This is a genomic window from Bradyrhizobium sp. SZCCHNR1053, from assembly GCF_032381235.1.
Taxonomy (GTDB): Bacteria; Pseudomonadota; Alphaproteobacteria; order Rhizobiales; family Xanthobacteraceae; genus Bradyrhizobium.
On the sequence record NZ_JAUHJM010000001.1, the window covers coordinates 412,964 to 430,039 of the forward strand.

At 64.3% G+C, this 17,076-nt stretch carries 14 protein-coding genes; 6 read left to right on the forward strand and 8 right to left on the reverse strand.

Features of this window, described 5'->3' with window-relative positions; genetic code table 11:
* Nucleotides 1–24 precede the first annotated feature (24 nt).
* Nucleotides 25–1,419 carry an efflux RND transporter periplasmic adaptor subunit gene (locus QX051_RS01975; RefSeq protein ID WP_315774822.1) on the reverse strand — a complete coding sequence of 465 codons (1,395 nt, stop codon included), beginning with the start codon at nucleotides 1,417–1,419 and terminating at the stop codon, nucleotides 25–27.
* Entirely contained in the window at nucleotides 1,409–2,863 is a 1,455-nt protein-coding gene (locus QX051_RS01980) for an efflux transporter outer membrane subunit (RefSeq protein WP_315774823.1), read from the reverse strand. The genes QX051_RS01975 and QX051_RS01980 overlap by 11 nt, the downstream gene beginning before the upstream one ends.
* Nucleotides 2,864–3,231: 368 nt before the next feature.
* Between QX051_RS01980 and QX051_RS01985 the strand changes: the two genes are divergently transcribed.
* The 4 genes from QX051_RS01985 to QX051_RS02000 all read left to right on the forward strand — a co-directional run bounded on the left by QX051_RS01985 (nucleotide 3,232) and on the right by QX051_RS02000 (nucleotide 7,857).
* On the forward strand, nucleotides 3,232–4,545 hold the full coding sequence (locus QX051_RS01985; protein WP_315774824.1) for an NAD(P)/FAD-dependent oxidoreductase: 1,314 nt from the start codon (nucleotides 3,232–3,234) through the stop codon (nucleotides 4,543–4,545).
* 7 nt (nucleotides 4,546–4,552) lie between these two features.
* Complete coding sequence (locus QX051_RS01990; protein WP_315774825.1) at nucleotides 4,553–5,398, forward strand: DUF1365 domain-containing protein; 846 nt, start codon at nucleotides 4,553–4,555, stop codon at nucleotides 5,396–5,398.
* Nucleotides 5,399–5,508: 110 nt separating this feature from the next.
* Nucleotides 5,509–6,741, forward strand: a complete 1,233-nt coding sequence (locus QX051_RS01995; RefSeq protein WP_315774826.1) for a cyclopropane-fatty-acyl-phospholipid synthase family protein — start codon at nucleotides 5,509–5,511, stop codon at nucleotides 6,739–6,741.
* An 81-nt stretch (nucleotides 6,742–6,822) separates the two neighbouring features.
* Nucleotides 6,823–7,857, forward strand: coding sequence for a cysteine synthase A (locus QX051_RS02000; RefSeq protein ID WP_315774827.1), 1,035 nt, complete (start codon nucleotides 6,823–6,825; stop codon nucleotides 7,855–7,857).
* 64 nt (nucleotides 7,858–7,921) lie between these two features.
* Here QX051_RS02000 and QX051_RS02005 read toward each other — a convergent pair whose 3' ends face one another.
* Genes QX051_RS02005 through QX051_RS02020 form a run of 4 tightly spaced genes read right to left on the reverse strand, consistent with a single transcriptional unit; the run spans nucleotide 7,922 to nucleotide 12,455 of the window.
* A complete protein-coding gene (locus tag QX051_RS02005; protein ID WP_315711850.1) occupies nucleotides 7,922–8,665 on the reverse strand; it encodes an amino acid ABC transporter ATP-binding protein in 744 nt (247 codons plus the stop codon).
* Nucleotides 8,666–8,687: 22 nt separating this feature from the next.
* On the reverse strand, nucleotides 8,688–10,208 hold the full coding sequence (locus tag QX051_RS02010) for an amino acid ABC transporter permease (protein WP_315774829.1): 1,521 nt from the start codon (nucleotides 10,206–10,208) through the stop codon (nucleotides 8,688–8,690).
* Nucleotides 10,205–11,410, reverse strand: coding sequence for an amino acid ABC transporter permease (locus QX051_RS02015; protein ID WP_315738049.1), 1,206 nt, complete (start codon nucleotides 11,408–11,410; stop codon nucleotides 10,205–10,207). The genes QX051_RS02010 and QX051_RS02015 overlap by 4 nt, the downstream gene beginning before the upstream one ends.
* A gap of 28 nt (nucleotides 11,411–11,438) precedes the next feature.
* A complete protein-coding gene (locus QX051_RS02020; RefSeq protein ID WP_315738050.1) occupies nucleotides 11,439–12,455 on the reverse strand; it encodes an amino acid ABC transporter substrate-binding protein in 1,017 nt (338 codons plus the stop codon).
* 315 nt (nucleotides 12,456–12,770) lie between these two features.
* Between QX051_RS02020 and metC the strand changes: the two genes are divergently transcribed.
* On the forward strand, nucleotides 12,771–13,964 hold the full coding sequence (gene metC, locus QX051_RS02025; protein ID WP_315774831.1) for a cystathionine beta-lyase: 1,194 nt from the start codon (nucleotides 12,771–12,773) through the stop codon (nucleotides 13,962–13,964).
* 120 nt (nucleotides 13,965–14,084) lie between these two features.
* A complete protein-coding gene (locus tag QX051_RS02030; RefSeq protein ID WP_315774832.1) occupies nucleotides 14,085–15,779 on the forward strand; it encodes a Na/Pi cotransporter family protein in 1,695 nt (564 codons plus the stop codon).
* A gap of 145 nt (nucleotides 15,780–15,924) precedes the next feature.
* Here the strand turns inward: QX051_RS02030 and QX051_RS02035 are convergent, their stop codons facing one another.
* Both QX051_RS02035 and QX051_RS02040 read right to left on the reverse strand, forming a co-directional pair.
* Nucleotides 15,925–16,263, reverse strand: coding sequence for a lipid-A-disaccharide synthase N-terminal domain-containing protein (locus tag QX051_RS02035; RefSeq protein WP_172109779.1), 339 nt, complete (start codon nucleotides 16,261–16,263; stop codon nucleotides 15,925–15,927).
* Nucleotides 16,263–17,000, reverse strand: a complete 738-nt coding sequence (locus tag QX051_RS02040; protein ID WP_315774833.1) for a glycosyltransferase family 2 protein — start codon at nucleotides 16,998–17,000, stop codon at nucleotides 16,263–16,265. Before QX051_RS02040 ends, QX051_RS02035 begins: the two co-directional genes overlap by 1 nt.
* Between the last annotated feature and the right edge of the window lie 76 nt (nucleotides 17,001–17,076).

The following is a 17,076-nucleotide window of genomic DNA, read 5'->3' on the forward strand; positions in this document are numbered from 1 at the left end:
CTGCTCGTCACTCTTGCGGTTGCGTCATGGCTGTGCCTTCGCGCCGCGACCTGCCTCACTCCCTCCCTGGGGCGCTGCACCGCCGGGGTCGGTCTGACCCCCAGCCTCAGGCCTGCGGCGCCGCTCGCCGTCCTTCGGCGCACCTTCGGGTGGCGCTCCGCCCTCCTTCGCCTGCTCTTTTCCTTGCGGATTGCGGCTGCGCTTGCGCGGCGCCAGATCGGCCTGCGGCGTCTGCTCGGCGCGTCCGACCACGACTTTGACGCCGTCGGCCAGATTGGCAAAGCCGGTCGTCACCACGCGGTCCGACGGGCTCAAGCCGCTGGCGATCACGGCCTCGCTCTCGTTCTGCTGCACGACCGTCACCGGATGCGCCGAGGCGATGTCGCCCTCGCCGATCACGTAGCTGAACGTGCCTGCCGGCCCGCGCTGCACCGCCGAGGTCGGCACCGTGATCGCCTGCGACAAGGTCTCGACCTTGAGGCGGACATTGACGAACTGTCCGGGCCAGAGCTGGAATTTGCCGTTGGGGAATTCTGCCTTCAGCTTCAGCGTGCCCGTCGTCTGATCGACCTGGTTGTCGATACCCCGCAACGTGCCGGTGTCGATGACGGTGACGCCGTCATTGCCGAACACGTCGACAGCGAGCGGCCCCTTGGCAGCAGCCGCATTGACGCGCATGATCTGCTGCTGCGGCAGGCTGAACTGCACCGCAATCGGCTGAAGCTGCGTGATGACGACGAGACCGGTCGCGTCGGACGCATGGACGATGTTGCCCTGGTCGACCTGGCGCAGGCCGGCGCGGCCGGAGAGCGGCGCCACGATCTTGGTGTAGCTCAAGGTCGTCGCCGCATTATCGATCGCGGCCTGATCCGCCTTGATCAGCGCCTGCTGCTGCGCCACCACCGCGCGCTGCGTGTCGGCCTGCTGCTTGGAGCCGGCATTGCTGGCGGCCAGCTGCTCGTAACGGGCGAGGTCGAGCTTCTGGTTGGCGAGCTGCGCCTCGTCCTGTGCCTTCTTGGCCACGGCCTGGTCGTACTGCGCCTGGTAGATCGCCGGATCGATCTCGGCGAGCACGTCGCCCTTCTTGACGTCCTGCCCTTCGACGAAATTGACCGTGATCAGCTTGCCGTCGACCTGGGAGCGCACCGTGACGGTGTTGAGCGCGCGGACGGAGCCGACGCCATCGAGATAGACCGGCACGTCCTTGATGACAGGCGAGGCGGCCAGGACCGGAACCGGAAGGTCGGGCCGCGCGAAGCGGTTATTGGCCTGCTGCTTCTGCTGCATCGCCGACCAGCCGATATAGCCGAGGCCGCCCAGGATCAGCAGCGTGATCGTGATCGACACCAGCCGCCGTGCCACGCTGGACCGCGCGCGCTTCACTGCCGCTGCTCCCTTCTCGTCCGGTTTAAAGAGCATCGGCCGACTTCTCCATGCGCGGCTCCCAGCCGCCGCCGAGCGCCTGATAGAGGCTCACGAACGCCTGCAGGCGCGCCAGTTGCGCCTGCCATAGCGCGTCCTCGGCCTGGAACAGCGTCAATTGCGTATTCAAGACTGTCACGATGTCGGCAGTTCCCGCGCGCAGTTGCTGCTCGGAGAGCTGGAAGGCGCGGCGGGAGGCGGCAACGACTTCTCGCTGCAATTGCAACTTGATCGTGGTCTGCTTGATCGAGAACAGCGCATTGTTGACGTCGGTGAAAGACTGGATGACCGTCTTGCGGTAGGTTTGCAGCAGCTCGTCCTGTCGCGCCTTGGCGTTCTCGAAATTGCCCAGGATTCTGCCACCATCGAAGATCGGCTGGGTCAGACTGCCGGCGAGGCTGAAGAACGCCGCATGCGGCTGAAACAGCGACACCAGTGCTGCGCTCTGGTAGCCGCCATTGCCGGTCAGCTGGATGCTGGGAAAGAACTGCGCCCGCGCGCTGCCGACATTGGCGGTGGCCGACGCCAGCTGCGCTTCCTGCCGGCGGATGTCCGGCCGTTGCGTCAAGAGTTCGGACGGCAGCCCGGGCGTGACCCGCGGCGTCCTGATCCGGTCGAGCGAGCCGCCGGCAATGCGAATGCCCTCGGGCGATCGCGCGACCAGCACGGCCAGCGCGTTGACGTTCTGATCGAGCGTCTGGCGCAGCGGCGGCACCGCCGCCTTCTGGTTGGCGAGCACGCTCTCCTGCTGCGCGACGTCGAGATCATTGCCGGTGCCTGCCTTCTGCCGCTCGCGGATGGCATCGAGCACACGCGTGGCGCTGGCGATGTTGCGCTCGGCGGTCCGAATCCGATCCTGCGCGGCCAGCACCTGGAAATAGGCATTGGCGACGGTGGCGAGCGTCGTCAACTGCGTGACGTCGCGGTCGAAGCGGTTGGCCACCGCGGTTTCCTCGGCCGCCTGCAGCGCGTCGCGATTCTGGCCGAAGAAGTCGAGCTGGTAGCTCGCAGAGAGCGACGCCTGGTAATTGACGACCTCGCGGCCGCCATTGGTGAGCCCGCTGGAGCTCGACCCGGACGTGCGCGAATAGGTCTCCTGGCCGGTGGCGGACAGGCTCGGCAGCAGCGCCGCGCCGGCCTGCCGCGCCAGCGCATCGGCCTGCCGGAACCTTGCCACAGCAGCGGCAATATCAAGGTTGACGCTCTGCGCCTCCTCCATCAGCTGGGTCAGCTCGCGTGATCCGAAGCCGCGCCACCAATCCAGCGGCGGTGGCGCCGCCATATCGGAACCGGACGCCGCCTTGTAGCGCTGGGGCATTTCGAGGGCCGGATCGGGAATATCCTGGGTCAGCAGGCAGCCGGCCGAGTTCGCCGCCAATCCGATCGCCGCCAGCCAGTGGACAAATCGCCGCAGGGTAGCCGGCACACGGCGCTCCCGCATCCCGGCGACGATCCGCGGGTCAGCGGACGCGCGGCAAGGCTCGTCGACGGCGATCGGCACGATGGACACTGGCGTGATGCTTCCCTGTAGTCTTGGGAATCATTCTAGCCGCAGCCCACGGCGCCGGACAGCCCTGCAGCCCCCCGTCCCCCCAGCAGCGATGGTGCCGATAAAGTCCACCGAATCGACGAATCTCCCGTAAATCAGCGGAGTTTCGTGCAGGCACGGGCCACGGGCCACGGGCTGCCGCCTTACCAAGATTTCATCTGTCGAATGCCGTTTTGGACGGGGTGTGACGCGGGGAGCGCGCCCGTGAAACCCTTTGGCGGCGACTCCGTAACTTGCACGTGAACTTCAGGGGGGCATTCATGCGAGTTGCGGTGGTCGGAACGGGTATTGCGGGTAACGCCGCGGCCTGGTCCCTGGCGAAGCGTTATCCGATCACCGTCTACGAGCGCGATCTCCGTCCGGGCGGCCACAGCCACACCGTGACGATCGACTATGACGGCGCTCCGGTCTCTGTCGACATCGGCTTTATCGTCTACAACGAGCTGAACTATCCTGAGCTCACCGCCTTGTTCGACCATCTGGGGGTCGAGACGGTCGACAGCAGCATGAGCTTTGCCGTCACCGCGGATGCCGGCCGCTTCGAATGGAAGGGGGGCGGCAACACCTGGCTCGACACCGCCAAGGGGCTGTTCGCGCAGCCGAGCAATCTGCTGTCGACATCCTATCTCTGGATGCTCAGGGACATCCTGACCTTCAACGAGCAGAGTACAGCCGACTTCAAGGCCGGGCGCCTGCATGGCCTTACGCTCCGGGATTATTTCCGGCGCAACCATTTCGCCCCGCGACTGCTCACCGACTATCTGGCGCCAATGGGTGCCGCGATCTGGTCAGCCCCGGCGTCTGAGATGCTGGACTTTCCGGCCGAGAACTTCGTCGCGTTCTTCAGCAATCACAGGTTGCTGCAATATGACCGTCCGGTCTGGCGCACCGTCAAGGGCGGCAGCCGCCGCTATGTGGAGAAGCTGACGTCGAGCTTCCGCAAGCACATCCGGCTCGGCAGCGCCGTGACCAGCATCGAACGCACTGCCCACGGCGTCGTCGTTCAGGACAGCAGCGGCCGTCGCGACACCTACGATCATGTCGTGATCGCCGCACACAGCGACCAGGCGTTGTCGATGCTCACCGATGCGGACGAGCGGGAGCGCAGCATGCTCGGGGCGATCAAATATTCGCCCAACACGATCTATCTGCACCGTGACAGCAGGCTGATGCCGAAGCGTCGCCGCGCCTGGGCTTCGTGGAATTTCCTGCGCTGGCAGCGTGAGGGCGTTCCCATGAACGACGTCGCCGTCACCTATTGGATGAACAACCTCCAGGACATCGACAACGCCAAGCCGCTGTTCGTCAGCCTCAACCCACCCTTCGCTCCGGCTCTGGAGCTAACCTTTGGCAAGTATATCTGTGAGCACCCGCAATACACGGCTGCCGCCTTTGCGGCGCAGAAGCGTCTGGCAGCGATTCAGGGGCAGCGCCATACCTGGTTCTGTGGCGCCTGGACCGGCTATGGCTTTCATGAGGACGGGCTACGCTCGGGTCTCGCCGTGGCAGAGGCGCTCGGCGCGAACGTGCCGTGGCGCGGGCTTCCCACCGAGCTCGCCGAGGCTGCGGAATAGGCGCGATATGGACATGGATCACTCGGGACCAGATGACAGAACGGAAGCGGCCGCGCTCTATGTCGGACAGGTCATGCATGCCCGCATGCGCCCGACCACGCATCGCTTCCGCTATCGCGTGATGAGCCTGCTGATCGATCTCGGTCGGCTCGACCAGGCGGACCGGCAGGCTTCGCTGTTCGGGGTCAATCGGCGCGCGCTCTACAGCTTCCACGAGGCCGACCACGGTCCGGGCGACGGCTCGTCGCTACTGGCCTATGCGCAGACCTGTGCGGCGGATCAGGGGATCGATCTCAGCGGTGGGCGCGTGCTGCTGCTGTGCTATCCGCGGCTGCTCGGCTACGTGTTCAATCCGCTGTCGGTCTATTTCTGCTATCGCAGCGACGACACCCTGGCGCTGATGATCTACGAGGTCCGCAACACCTTCGGCGAGATCAAGCCCTATGTGCTGCCGGTCAGGCCGGATGAGCTATCGGCAGCAGGGCTCCGCCAGGCGCAGGACAAGACCTTCTACGTCTCGCCCTTCATCGACATGGCGATGCGTTACCATTTCCGGGTCATGCCGCCTGGCGACAATGTCAAGCTGCGGATTCTCGAAACTGGGGCCGACGGCCCCCTGCTTGCCGCAACCTTCTCCGGCCGCCGTCGCACGCTGACCTCTGGCTCCCTGCTCGCCGCCTTCGTCTCGCTCCCGCTGGTGACTGTCAAAATCTTTGCCGCGATCCATTGGGAGGCGCTGCGGCTGTGGGCCAAAGGCGTCCGCCTCGTCCCGCGCGGCGAAATCAGCGCAAGCCCTGGAACCAATACCGACTTGGCGGGGAACGGCAGCCACGCTTATATTTCACGACGCTGACCGGAAACGGCCGGCGCGCTCTGCGTCCGTGATTCCCTGCCCGCACAGGTGCCACACCGGCCAGCCGACGGGGGACGTGGGCTCGAGCCGTTTGCGTGAATGGACCTGCCATGCCGGACGTCATCCCAGTCACCCCTGACACCATCGACAAGGTGCTTGCCGATCTTCCCCGCCTGCCCCGCCTTGCCCTCGGCTTCGGCTCGCGCTTGCGGAAAGGCACGCTCGACGTGACCCTGCCGGACGGACGGGTGATCCGGCTCGGCGGCGTTGAGCCCGGGCCGGCCGCCGCAATGATCCTGGCCAATTACGGCTTCGCATCGCGCCTTCTCAATGGTGGCGACATCGGCATCGCCGAGGCCTATCTGAACGGCGACTGGGACACGCCGGACCTGACGCAGTTTCTCTATCTGTTCTGCGTCAACCAGCACCTGCTGCAGTCGATGCTGGAAGACAAGCCGCTGATCCGGTTTGCCCAGCTGGTCCGGCACTGGTTCAACCGCAACACCAAGCGTCAGGCAAAGCGCAACATCTACGCCCATTATGACATCGGGAATTCGTTCTACTCGGCGTGGCTCGATCCGAGCATGACCTACTCCTCGGCCCTGTTCGAGGAGGACACCACCGACCTCACCGCCGCGCAGACCAACAAGTACAAGCGGCTGGCCGAGGCGATCGATCTCAAGCCCGGGCAGAAGCTGCTCGAGATCGGCTGCGGCTGGGGCGGCTTTGCCGAATATGCCGCCAAGACGTTCGGCGCCCAGGTCGTTGGGCTGACGATCAGCCAACAGCAGCGCGACTTCGCGCAGCGCCGCATCCACGAGGCCGGGCTCGCCGAGAAAGTCGAAATCCGCCTGCAGGATTACCGCGACGAGCGTGACCGCTACGATCGCATCGCCTCGATCGAGATGATCGAGGCGGTCGGCGAACAGTTCTGGCCGAAATATTTCTCGCAACTGCGAGACCGTCTACTGCCGGGCGGATTGGCCGGTGTCCAGGCAATTACCATCCAGGACAGCCTGTTCCAGCACTACCGCCGCGAGGTCGACTTCATCCAACGCTACGTCTTCCCGGGAGGCATGTTGCCGACGCCGCAGATCCTGAAGTCGCTCGGCGACCGCTTTGGCATACCCGTCATCCGCGAGCGCATCTTCGGGGAAGATTATGCCAGGACGCTCGCGATCTGGCGAAAGAACTTCCGGGAGGCCTGGCCGGACCTCACGCCCGCAGGATTCGATGAGCGCTTCAGGCGGCTCTGGGAATATTATCTGTCCTACTGCGAAGCAGGTTTCCTCTCTGGGAACATCGATGTTCGCCAGGTCGTCTTTGCGAAATCAGGGGGCTGATCCGGCCGGCTTACGCTGCCCTGGATATCAGGCTAGGGTCCTCTTAAGTGTGCTCGAGGAAACTCCTACGGTATCTGCAAAATGACCATTCACAACGACGTCGTCGCGGCGATCGGCAACACGCCCCTGATCAAGCTCAATCGCGCCTCGGAGGCGACGGGCTGCACCATTCTCGGCAAGGCCGAGTTCATGAACCCGGGCCAGTCGGTCAAGGACCGTGCCGGCAAGTGGATGATCCTGGAGGCCGAGAGGCGCGGCGCTCTCAAGCCCGGCGGCCTCGTGGTGGAGGCCACAGCCGGCAACACCGGCATCGGTCTGGCCGTGGTCGCCAGCGCGCGCGGCTATCGCACGCTGATCGTGATCCCGGAGACGCAGAGCCAGGAAAAGAAGGACATGCTGCGGCTGTGCGGTGCGGAGCTGGTCGAGGTGCCGGCGTTGCCGTTCAGCAATCCCAACAACTATCAGCATGTCGGGCGCAGGCTCGCCGACGAATTGCGCAAGACCGAACCGAACGGCGTGCTGTTCGCCGACCAGTGGAACAACCTCGACAACGCCAAGGCGCATTATGAGTCCACGGGACCCGAGATCTGGGAGCAGACCGGCGGCAAGGTCGACGGCTTCATCTGCGCGGTCGGCACCGGCGGCACGATCGCCGGCACGAGCCGCTATTTGAAGGACAGAAACAAGAATATCGTCACCGCCTGCGCCGATCCGCACGGCTTCGCGATGTACGAATGGTTCAAGAACGGCGTCGTCAAATCGACGCCCGGCGATTCCATCACCGAAGGCATCGGCATCGGTCGTGTGACGCCCGTGATCGAGACCGCCAAGGTCGACGACGCGTTCCTGGTGTCCGACGAGGACGCCGTCAACACGATCTACGACCTCGTACAGCATGAAGGCTTATGCCTGGGCGGCTCGACCGGCGTCAACGTCGCCGGCGCGGTGCAACTCGCCAGGAAACTCGGCCCCGGCCACACCATCGTGACCATCCTGTGCGACTCGGGCACGCGCTATCAGTCGAAGCTGTACAATCCCGAATTCATGCGTTCGAAGAACCTGCCGGTGCCGGCCTGGCTGGAGCGGCGCAGCGGCATCAAGCCGCCTTTCGTTTGAGGGCGAGTAGCGAGTAGAACTTTTCGCCCTATTCGCTATTCGCAAGTCCCTATTCGCTTCCTCATCAATGCCGCAAAATCTGGCTCAGGAACAGCTTGCTGCGCGCATGCTGCGGGTTGGCGAAGAATTCCTGCGGCGTGTTCGATTCGATGATCTGGCCGGCGTCCATGAACACGACGCGGTTGGCGACCTCGCGCGCGAAGCCCATCTCGTGGGTCACGACCAGCATGGTCATGCCCTCCTTGGCGAGATCGACCATGGTGTCGAGCACCTCCTTCACCATCTCCGGATCGAGCGCCGATGTCGGCTCGTCGAACAGCATGACCTTCGGGTTCATCGCCAGCGCGCGCGCGATGGCGACGCGCTGCTGCTGACCGCCCGACATCTGGCCCGGGTATTTCTGCGCCTGATGCGGGATCTTGACCCGCTCCAGGAACTTCATCGCAGTCGCCTCGGCTTCCTTCTGGGGGATGTTGCGCACCCAGATCGGCGCCAGGGTACAGTTCTCCAGCACGGTCAGGTGCGGAAACAGGTTGAAGCTCTGGAACACCATGCCGACCTCGCGGCGGACCTCGTCGACGCGCTTGAGGTTGGGCCCGAGATCGATGCCGTCGACATTGATCTCGCCCTCCTGGAATTCCTCGAGCGCGTTGATGCAGCGGATCAGGGTCGACTTGCCCGAGCCCGAGGGCCCGCAGATCACGATGCGCTCACCCTTCCCGACGGAGAGGTTGATGTCGCGCAGGACGTGGAATTCGCCGTACCATTTGTTGAGGGCGGAAATGCTGACGATCGAATTTGCAGTCATGGGTCTCTCGATGATCTCAGGCTCAATGGCGCCGGTGCGCGTTGACGCGGCGCTCGACCAGCATGGAGTAGCGTGACATGCCGAAGCAGAAGGCGAAGTAGATCAGCCCGGTGAAGGCAAAGCCGGTGAAGGCCGTGGTCGGCGTCGCCCATACCGGATCGGCAAACGAGGCCTTGAGGCTGCCGAGCAGGTCGAACAGCGCCACGATCGATACCAGCGAGGTGTCCTTGAACAGCGAGATGAAGCTGTTGACGATGCCGGGGATGACGTGGCGCAATGCCTGCGGCAGCACGATGAAGCTGGTCGTCTTCCACCAGGACAGCCCGAGCGCGCTCGATGCCTCCGCCTGACCACGCGGTATAGCCTGCAGGCCGCCACGGATGACCTCGGCCATGTAGGCGCCCGAGAACAGCGCGACGCCGATCAGCGCCCGAACCAGGCCGTCGACCCTGACATTGCCGGGCAGGAACAGCGGCAGCATGTAGGTGGCGAAGAACAGCACCGTGATCAGCGGCACGCCGCGAACCAGTTCGATGAAGGCAATCGAAAAGATGCGGATCAATGGAATGGTCGAACGGCGGCCGAGCGCAAGCGCAATGCCGATCGGCATCGACGCGACGATGCCGATCACCGAGACGACCAGCGTCACCAGCATTCCACCCCACAGCCTTGTATCGACGATGGGAAGGCCGCCGCGATCGAGGCCCATGATCGCAATGACGATGGCGATGCCGGCGAAGGCCGCGGCCGTGGCGATCACGCTGCGCAGCGCCCTGCTCCCGCCACCGACGATGAAGACCAGCGCGGTGACAATGATCGCGGAGAGCACGAGATCATTCCACACGGGTTGGTGAGATTGCTGCAGCTCATTGCGGATCCAGACCAGCGGCCAGATCACGAGCGATGCAAGCGTACCGATCAGCACGACCAGCTTGCCGAGCAGCCACAGCAGCATGCCGACCACCGGCAAATTGTCGCCGGCGCGAACCAGCGCGTTACCGGCCGTATCGATGCTCTCGACGACCAGCTGGAGCGCGCCTGTGGTCCAGCTCACGCCGAAGCTCTCCAGCCCACCGCCATAGAGCAGGAAGAATGCGACCACCGGAAGCGCGAAGAAGAACAGGCCCGCGTTCAATCCTTTGGCCGGCAGGCGCGGGATCAGCAGCGGCGCCAGCAGCACCACCGCGAGCCCGTAGGTCAGATTGACCCGCCAGCGGTCGGCCTCCGGATAGAAGCCGTACATGAACTGGCCGAACTTCGCCGAAATGTAGGGCCAACAGGCGCCGACCGGATGGCCCGCGTTCTGCGCCAGACAAGCTTCGCGGTCCTTGCCGACCCACACCGCGTCGACCAGCAGGAACTTGACCGCCGGGATCACGGTGAACCAGATCAACAGCGCGCTCACCAGGGTGAGCAGGATATTGGTCGGCGAGTTCAACAGCCTCGTGCGGACGAAGCCGACGAACCCCGTCGTCTTGATGGGCGCCGGACGTTCTCCGGCCATGTCCTGACGGATGAAGGTTGAGGCCGTGATGTCGGTCATGCGCCAAGTCTCTTCCCAAGCCGCCAGCTGTAGAAGCTCATCATCGCGCTGGTGATCAGCGACAGCGCCAGATAGACGCCCATCGTGATTCCGATGATCTCGATGGCCTGACCCGTCTGGCTCATCGTCGTGCCCGCGAACACCGAAACGAGATCGGGATAACCGATGGCGACCGCGAGCGAGGAGTTCTTGGTCAGGTTCAAATACTGGTTCGTCAGCGGCGGCAGGATGACGCGGAGCGCCTGCGGCACGACGATCAGGCGCAGCACGGTGCCGCGGCTCAGTCCGAGCGAGAGCCCCGCTTCCATCTGCCCCTTGTGGACGGAGAGGATGCCGGCACGCACCACCTCGGCGATGAACGACGCCGTGTACATGGTCAGCGCCAGGGTCAGCGCGACGAGCTCGGGAATGATGCGCGAACCGCCGGCGAAGTTGAATCCCTTGAGCGCCGGCACCTCGAACGAAATCGGCACGCCGAACACGAGCGTTGCAATCAGCGGCAGGCCGATCAGCAGCCCCAGCACGTAGGGCCAGATCCGCATCGCATGGCCGCGTACGAACAGCTCTCGCCGCGCGTAATAGTGCAGACCGGCCGAGCCGACGATCGCGGCACCGAGCGCGACCAGGAACGGCATCAGGCCGGGCTCCTCGATCGGTCGCGGAACGATGAAGCCACGATTGTTGAGAAAGAACGTCGAGAAAAGAGAGATGCTCTGTCGCGGTCCGGGCAGAGCCGCCAACACCGCAAGATACCAGAACAGGATCTGGAACAGGAGCGGCAGGTTGCGGATCAGCTCGACATAGGCGCCGGAGACACGCGACAGCAGCACATTCGGTGATAGCCGGCCTAGAGCGACCAGGAAGCCCAGGATGGTCGCCAGCACGATGCCGATGACCGAGACCAGCAGGGTGTTCAGCACGCCGACGATCAGCACGCGGCTGTAGCTGTCGGAGCCGGAGTAGCTGATCAGGGTCTGGTTGACGTCGAAGCCGGCCGTGTTGTTGAGAAAGCCGAAGCCCGACGTGATACGTTGGGCTGCGAGGTTGCTGCGTGCGTTGGCCACGATCTCGTAGCCAACCCACACCAGGACTGCGACGAACAGGATCTGCAGGATGATGCCGTTCCATCCTGCCTTTCCTCCGAGCATGCGCTTCAGCCGAAGCCCATATTGCGGAGGCGGTAGCCTCGCTTCGATGCTCATTCGCCGCAGCCCCGATCTCGTGCAGCGATCAGCGGATCGGCGGCGCGTACTGCAGACCGCCCTTGTTCCAGAGCTGGTTCAGACCGCGCGCAATCTGCAGCTTGGACCCTGCGCCGACGTTGCGGTCATACATCTCGCCATAATTCCCGACCGCTTTCACGATGCGCGAGAACCAGTCCTTGGTGAGGCCGAGCTGCTCGCCGAGATTGCCATCGGTGCCGAAGGCGCGCTTGAACTCGGGCTTGTCCGACTTGGCCATCTCGTCGACGTTCGCCTGCGTCACGCCGAGCTCCTCGGCGGTGACCAGCCCGAACAGCGTCCACTTGACGATGTCGAACCACTGATCGTCACCGTGACGCACCATCGGGCCCAGCGGCTCCTTCGAGATCACTTCAGGCAGCACGACGTGATCGGCCGGATTGGACAGCTTCAGCCTCTCGGCGTAGAGGCCCGAGACGTCGGTGGTAAACACGTCGCAGCGGCCGGATTCATAGGCCTTCACAGTCTCGTCGGCGCCGGCGAACGCAATTACCTCGTACTTCATCTTGTTGGCCTTGAAGTAGTCGGCGAGGTTCTGCTCGGTGGTGGTGCCGGTCTGCACGCAGACCGAGGCGCTGTTGAGCTCGAGCGCAGAATTCACCTTGAGGGCCTTCTTCACCATGAAGCCCTGGCCGTCATAATAGGTCACGCCGGCGAAATTGGCGCCCAGCGAGGTGTCCCGCGACAGGGTCCAGGTGGTGTTGCGCGACAGCACGTCCACTTCGCCCGACTGCAGTGCGGTAAAGCGGTCCTTGGCGGACAGCGGAACGAACTTCACTTTGGTCGGATCGTTGAAGATCGCGGCGGCGATGGCGCGGCAGACGTCGACGTCGATCCCGGTCCAGTTGCCCTTGTCGTCAGGCGACGAGAAGCCAGGGAGGCCCTGGCTGACGCCGCAGGCGAGCATGCCACGATCCTTGACGGTCTTGAGCGTTTCGGCCTGGGCGCCGACGCTCGCCAGCACCGGGGCGAGAGCAAGAGTGAGAGCCAGAGTGACGCGTTTCATAAATACAGCCTTTCGCGGTCGTCCTTGGGGAGCGATGAAGTCTCAGCGCGCAGGGGGGCCCGACCTGAATCCGCGTTGCAAACGCCATACCAAGAATATGGCGTACACCATGCACGACGAAGCCGTGCAGGCGAGATGAAGCGGAAATCGCGGCAAGCCCCTCAACGTGCAGCGATCGAATTGCGCCGGCATCACAGAACGACTGGCGGTCCGGGTCAAGGGGTTGACGGGCCTGTTCTGCATTCTGTTATTAACGACCGCAGTGCTGCCCGATTTCGAGCTATCCCGGCAGGTTAAGAGAGAAAAGACACGCGAATGGCATCATCGAATGACCCCGCTGCGGCGGTGCGACAAAACGTCGAAACACGGCTGATCACGGCGGGGCGGGATACTAAGGCGCAGCACGGATTCGTGAATCCCCCCGTCGTTCATGGTTCGACGGTTCTGTATCCAACCGCCGAGGACCTGCACGCACACCGCGGCGAATTCCAGTATGGCCGCCACGGCACGCCGACGACGAAGGCCCTGCAGCAGGTCCTGATGGCGCTGGAGGGACCGCAATGCGCCGGCGTCGGCATCGCACCATCCGGCCTTGGGGCAATCTCGACCACGCTGCTGTCGGTGCTCAAGGCCGGCGACCACGTGCTGGTGTGCGACAGCATCTATCGTCCGACCCGCAATTTCTGCAACGGCATGCTGGCACGCTACGGCGTCGAGACGACCTATTTCGACCCATTGTTCGGCCCAGGAATTGAGCAACTGCTCAAACCAAATACACGCGCGGTGGTTGTCGAGGCGCCCGGCTCGCAGTCGTTCGAAATGCCGGACATCCCCGCCATTGCCGCGGTCGCACATGCGCACGGCGCACTGGTCATCGACGACAACACCTGGGCGACGCCGCTCTACCACCGCTCCCTCGACCAGGGCGTCGACATCAGTATGCAGGCGGCCACCAAATATATCGGCGGCCACTCCGACATCATGTTCGGCACGATTTCGGCCAATGCGAAGGCGTGGCCGCTGATCGCCGAGGGCATTCGCCTGCTCGGCGTCTGCGCCGGCCCGGACGACGTGTTCCTCGCCCTGCGCGGGGTGCGGACGCTGGGCGTGCGCCTGGCGCAGCATCATCGCTCGGGGCTGGAAATGGCCCGCTGGCTCGCCGCGCGTCCCGAGGTGATCGAGGTGCTGCATCCCGCGCTGGAGAGCCATCCGGGGCATGCGATCTGGAAGCGGGACTTCACCGGCGCCTCCGGCCTGTTCAGCATCGTGCTGCAACCAAAGCCACAAGCCGCGGTTGATGCGATGCTCGACACGCTGACGCTGTTCGGAATGGGCTATTCCTGGGGCGGCTTCGAGAGCCTTGCGATTCCGTTCGACTGCGCGAGCTACCGCACGGCCACCACCTGGGCGCCGGGGGGGCCCTCGCTGCGTCTGCATATCGGCCTGGAGAACGTGGAGGATCTCAAGGAGGATCTCGACCGGGGCTTTGCGGCGTTCAACGCGGCTTAAGCACGCTTGCAGCCAGCGGAGCGCCGCGCGATCGGGCAGCCGGGGCCGACAAATTGGCGTTGATGTCCCGCCGATTGGGGGTAGCCTGCGCGGCAAGGAAAGCTCGAACGAACGGAAATCATGGTTCTGCTCGATCTGATGGGCGGCGTGGCGTTGCTGCTGTGGGGCCTTCACATGGTCCACAGCGGCATTCTCCGCGCCTTCGGCCCGGACCTCCGGCTGCTGCTGTCGCGGGCGCTGCGCAACCGCTTCAGCGCCCTCGCTGCCGGCCTCGGTCTGACCGCTCTGCTCCAGAGCAGCACGGCGACCGCGCTGATCACGACCTCCTTCGCAGCGGAAGGCCTGGTCGGCCTGATCCCGGCGCTCGCGATCATGCTCGGCGCCAATATCGGCACCACGCTGATCGTCCAGGTGCTCTCGTTCAACGTGGCCGCAGTCGCCCCCATCCTGTTCGTGCTCGGCCTGGTGGCGTTCCGCAGTGGGCCGCGATCGCGCATCAAGGATCTCGGCCGAGTAGCAATCGGCCTCGGCCTGATGCTGCTGTCGCTGCATATTCTGATCGATACGTTGGCACCCGCCGAAGAAGCGCCGGCGATGCGCGTGTTCATGCAGGCGATCACGGCCGATGTCACGCTGTGCATCATCTTCGGTGCGCTCGTCACCTGGGTCGTGCACTCCAGCGTCGCCAGCGTGCTGCTGGTGATGTCACTGGCCTATGCGCATTTCGTTACGGCCGATGCGGCGCTGGCGCTCGTGCTCGGGGCCAATCTCGGCAGCGCCGTCAACCCGGTGTTCGAGGGCGCGCACCGCGACAATCCCGCGAGCTATCGCCTGCCCGTCGGCAATCTCCTCAACCGCATCATCGGCGTCGCGCTGATCACACCCTTCCTGCATCCGCTCGCCAATTTGCTGCAATCGTGGCAACCGGATCTGTCGAAGCTGACAGCGCAGTTCCACATGGCGTTCAATCTCGGCACGGCCGTGGTCTTCATCGGCCTGCTGGGCGGCATGGAGAAGTTGCTCACGCGACTGTTTCCGGACCGCCCAGCCGAGGTCGATCCGGCGAAGCCGCGCTATCTCGACGAGACCGCGCTGGAAACCCCGTCGCTTGCGCTTGCGGACGCGGCGCGCGAGGCGCTGCGCATGGGCGATCTGGTCGAGACCATGTTGCGCAACGTCATGACCGCGATGATGACCAACGACCGTGGCCTCGTGGATCAGGTGTCACGCGCGGACAACGTCGTCGACCGGCTCGACGAGGCCATCAAGCTCTACATCACCAAGCTGACGCGCGGCAGCCTGGACGAGCGCGAGGGCAAGCGCGCGATGGAGATCATCTCCTTCGCGATCAACCTCGAGCATATCGGCGACATCATCGACAAGAACCTGAGCGAGCTCGCGACCAAGAAGATCAAACGCAGGTTCCAGTTCTCCGCTGAGGGCGCCGACGAGCTGCAGGCCTTTCATCGCCAGATCATGGAGGCGCTCCGCATCGCGTTCGGCATCTTCATGTCCGGCGATGCGCAGCAAGCCCACCAGCTGCTCGATCAGAAAGCCGAGCTCCGCAACGCCGAACTCGGCGCGACCGAGCGGCACCTCGAACGTCTGCGCGAGGGCCGCTCGGAGACGCTGGAAACCACCTCGCTGCATCTCGACGTGCTGCGCGATCTCAGGCGTATCCACTCGCACATCTGCTCGGTCGCCTATCCCGTGCTCGACGCGGCCGGCGAGGTCGCGACCCGCCGCAGCGAAGCAGTCGAGAGCGCAGAGACCGCCGCCCTGCCCGCATCGTCGGCCCAGCCATTGCCGCGTTGAGTCTTGCGCGTCCTATCAGTGAAACTACTCTTCCGGTTTCACGACCACCGTCATTCCTGGGCAAGCGTCAATGTGCAGCCGCGACGCGGCTGCGCGTGGCGATTGAACCCGGAATGTCGGCGGTGGTGAGACCCCTACGGCTCGATCAGTTGCTCAGCGTCTGCGATTCCCGCTGGCGGTTCTTGAAGATCAACATCACGTTGCGGACGTAGATGATGTTCGACAGCAGCTGGCCGAAGATGATGACCGGCTCGCGCTTCACGAGACCATAAATCAGCGTCATCAGCCCTCCCCCGATCGAGAAGAACCAGAATGCGAGCGGCACGACGCTCTTGCCCGCGCGCTCGCTGGCGATCCACTGCACCAGGAAGCGCGCAGCGAAGGCCAGTTGTGCGGCGAGGCCGAACACCAGCCAGAAATCGAACTTGGCGATGAAGATGTCGTAGAGATAGTTGCTGAACGCCTGCCCGAATTGAATCAGCATTACTTCACCTCGATCGCAACCGGCGTCGGCTTCTTGCGGCGGATCAGCCACCACACGCCGGCGAGATCCATGATCCCGATCCAGAGCCGGTCGAAGAACCCGTAGTTCGAGACACCGGAGTGCCGAGGCCGGTCGATCACGTCGACATAGGCGATGTCATAGCCCTCGCGCCGCACCAGCGCCGGCAGGAAGCGGTGCAGACCATCGAAATACGGCATCATCAGGAACACGTCGCGGCGAACCGCCTTGAGGCCGCAGCCGGTGTCACGCGTTCCATCGTGCAGCACCGCATTGCGGATCTTGTTGGCGAGCCGTGACTGCAGTTTCTTGAAGCCAGTATCCTTGCGGCCGACCCGCTGCCCGGCGACGAGGCCGACATGCGCACCGCCCTTTTCGAGCGCGGCGATGAGCTCGGGCAGAAAAGCAGGGTTGTTCTGCCCGTCCCCGTCGAGCGTCGCGACGACAGCGCCGTGGGCGGCGCGGATGCCGCTCCTGACAGCCGCCGATTGGCCGGAAGCCGTCTCATGCCGTAGGACGCGCAGGTTCGGCCGCCGTGCCATTTCCTCGGCGAGCCGCTGCGCGGTCTCGTCGGTCGAGCCGTCATTGACGTAGATGATCTCGTACGGCCACAGACCATCGAGCGCGGTCGCGATCTCGCTGATCAGGGGCGTGATGTTGCCGGCCTCGTTGCGCACGGGAACGACGATGGAGACGGCAACGGGGGATTCGGTCGACAAGAGTTTGAGACTCGTAAGGGCGTGATCGGGCCGGTTCCTGCCCCGGGGCGCTCCGGCGGAGGCTTCTTATGGGGCT

Excerpts from the sequence above, each read along its gene's own strand:
- QX051_RS02000 (WP_315774827.1), top strand. The coding sequence starts at position 6,823 with ATGACCATTCACAACGACGTCGTCGCGGCGATCGGCAACACGCCCCTG.
- QX051_RS02005 (WP_315711850.1), bottom strand. The coding sequence starts at position 8,665 with ATGACTGCAAATTCGATCGTCAGCATTTCCGCCCTCAACAAATGGTAC.
- QX051_RS02035 (WP_172109779.1), bottom strand. The coding sequence starts at position 16,263 with ATGCTGATTCAATTCGGGCAGGCGTTCAGCAACTATCTCTACGACATC.
- QX051_RS01980 (WP_315774823.1), bottom strand. The coding sequence starts at position 2,863 with ATGCGGGAGCGCCGTGTGCCGGCTACCCTGCGGCGATTTGTCCACTGG.
- QX051_RS02015 (WP_315738049.1), bottom strand. The coding sequence starts at position 11,410 with ATGAGCATCGAAGCGAGGCTACCGCCTCCGCAATATGGGCTTCGGCTG.
- QX051_RS01995 (WP_315774826.1), top strand. The coding sequence starts at position 5,509 with ATGCCGGACGTCATCCCAGTCACCCCTGACACCATCGACAAGGTGCTT.
- QX051_RS02030 (WP_315774832.1), top strand. The coding sequence starts at position 14,085 with ATGGTTCTGCTCGATCTGATGGGCGGCGTGGCGTTGCTGCTGTGGGGC.
- QX051_RS01975 (WP_315774822.1), bottom strand. The coding sequence starts at position 1,419 with ATGCTCTTTAAACCGGACGAGAAGGGAGCAGCGGCAGTGAAGCGCGCG.
- QX051_RS01985 (WP_315774824.1), top strand. The coding sequence starts at position 3,232 with ATGCGAGTTGCGGTGGTCGGAACGGGTATTGCGGGTAACGCCGCGGCC.
- QX051_RS02010 (WP_315774829.1), bottom strand. The coding sequence starts at position 10,208 with ATGACCGACATCACGGCCTCAACCTTCATCCGTCAGGACATGGCCGGA.
- QX051_RS02020 (WP_315738050.1), bottom strand. The coding sequence starts at position 12,455 with ATGAAACGCGTCACTCTGGCTCTCACTCTTGCTCTCGCCCCGGTGCTG.
- QX051_RS01990 (WP_315774825.1), top strand. The coding sequence starts at position 4,553 with ATGGACATGGATCACTCGGGACCAGATGACAGAACGGAAGCGGCCGCG.
- metC (WP_315774831.1), top strand. The coding sequence starts at position 12,771 with ATGGCATCATCGAATGACCCCGCTGCGGCGGTGCGACAAAACGTCGAA.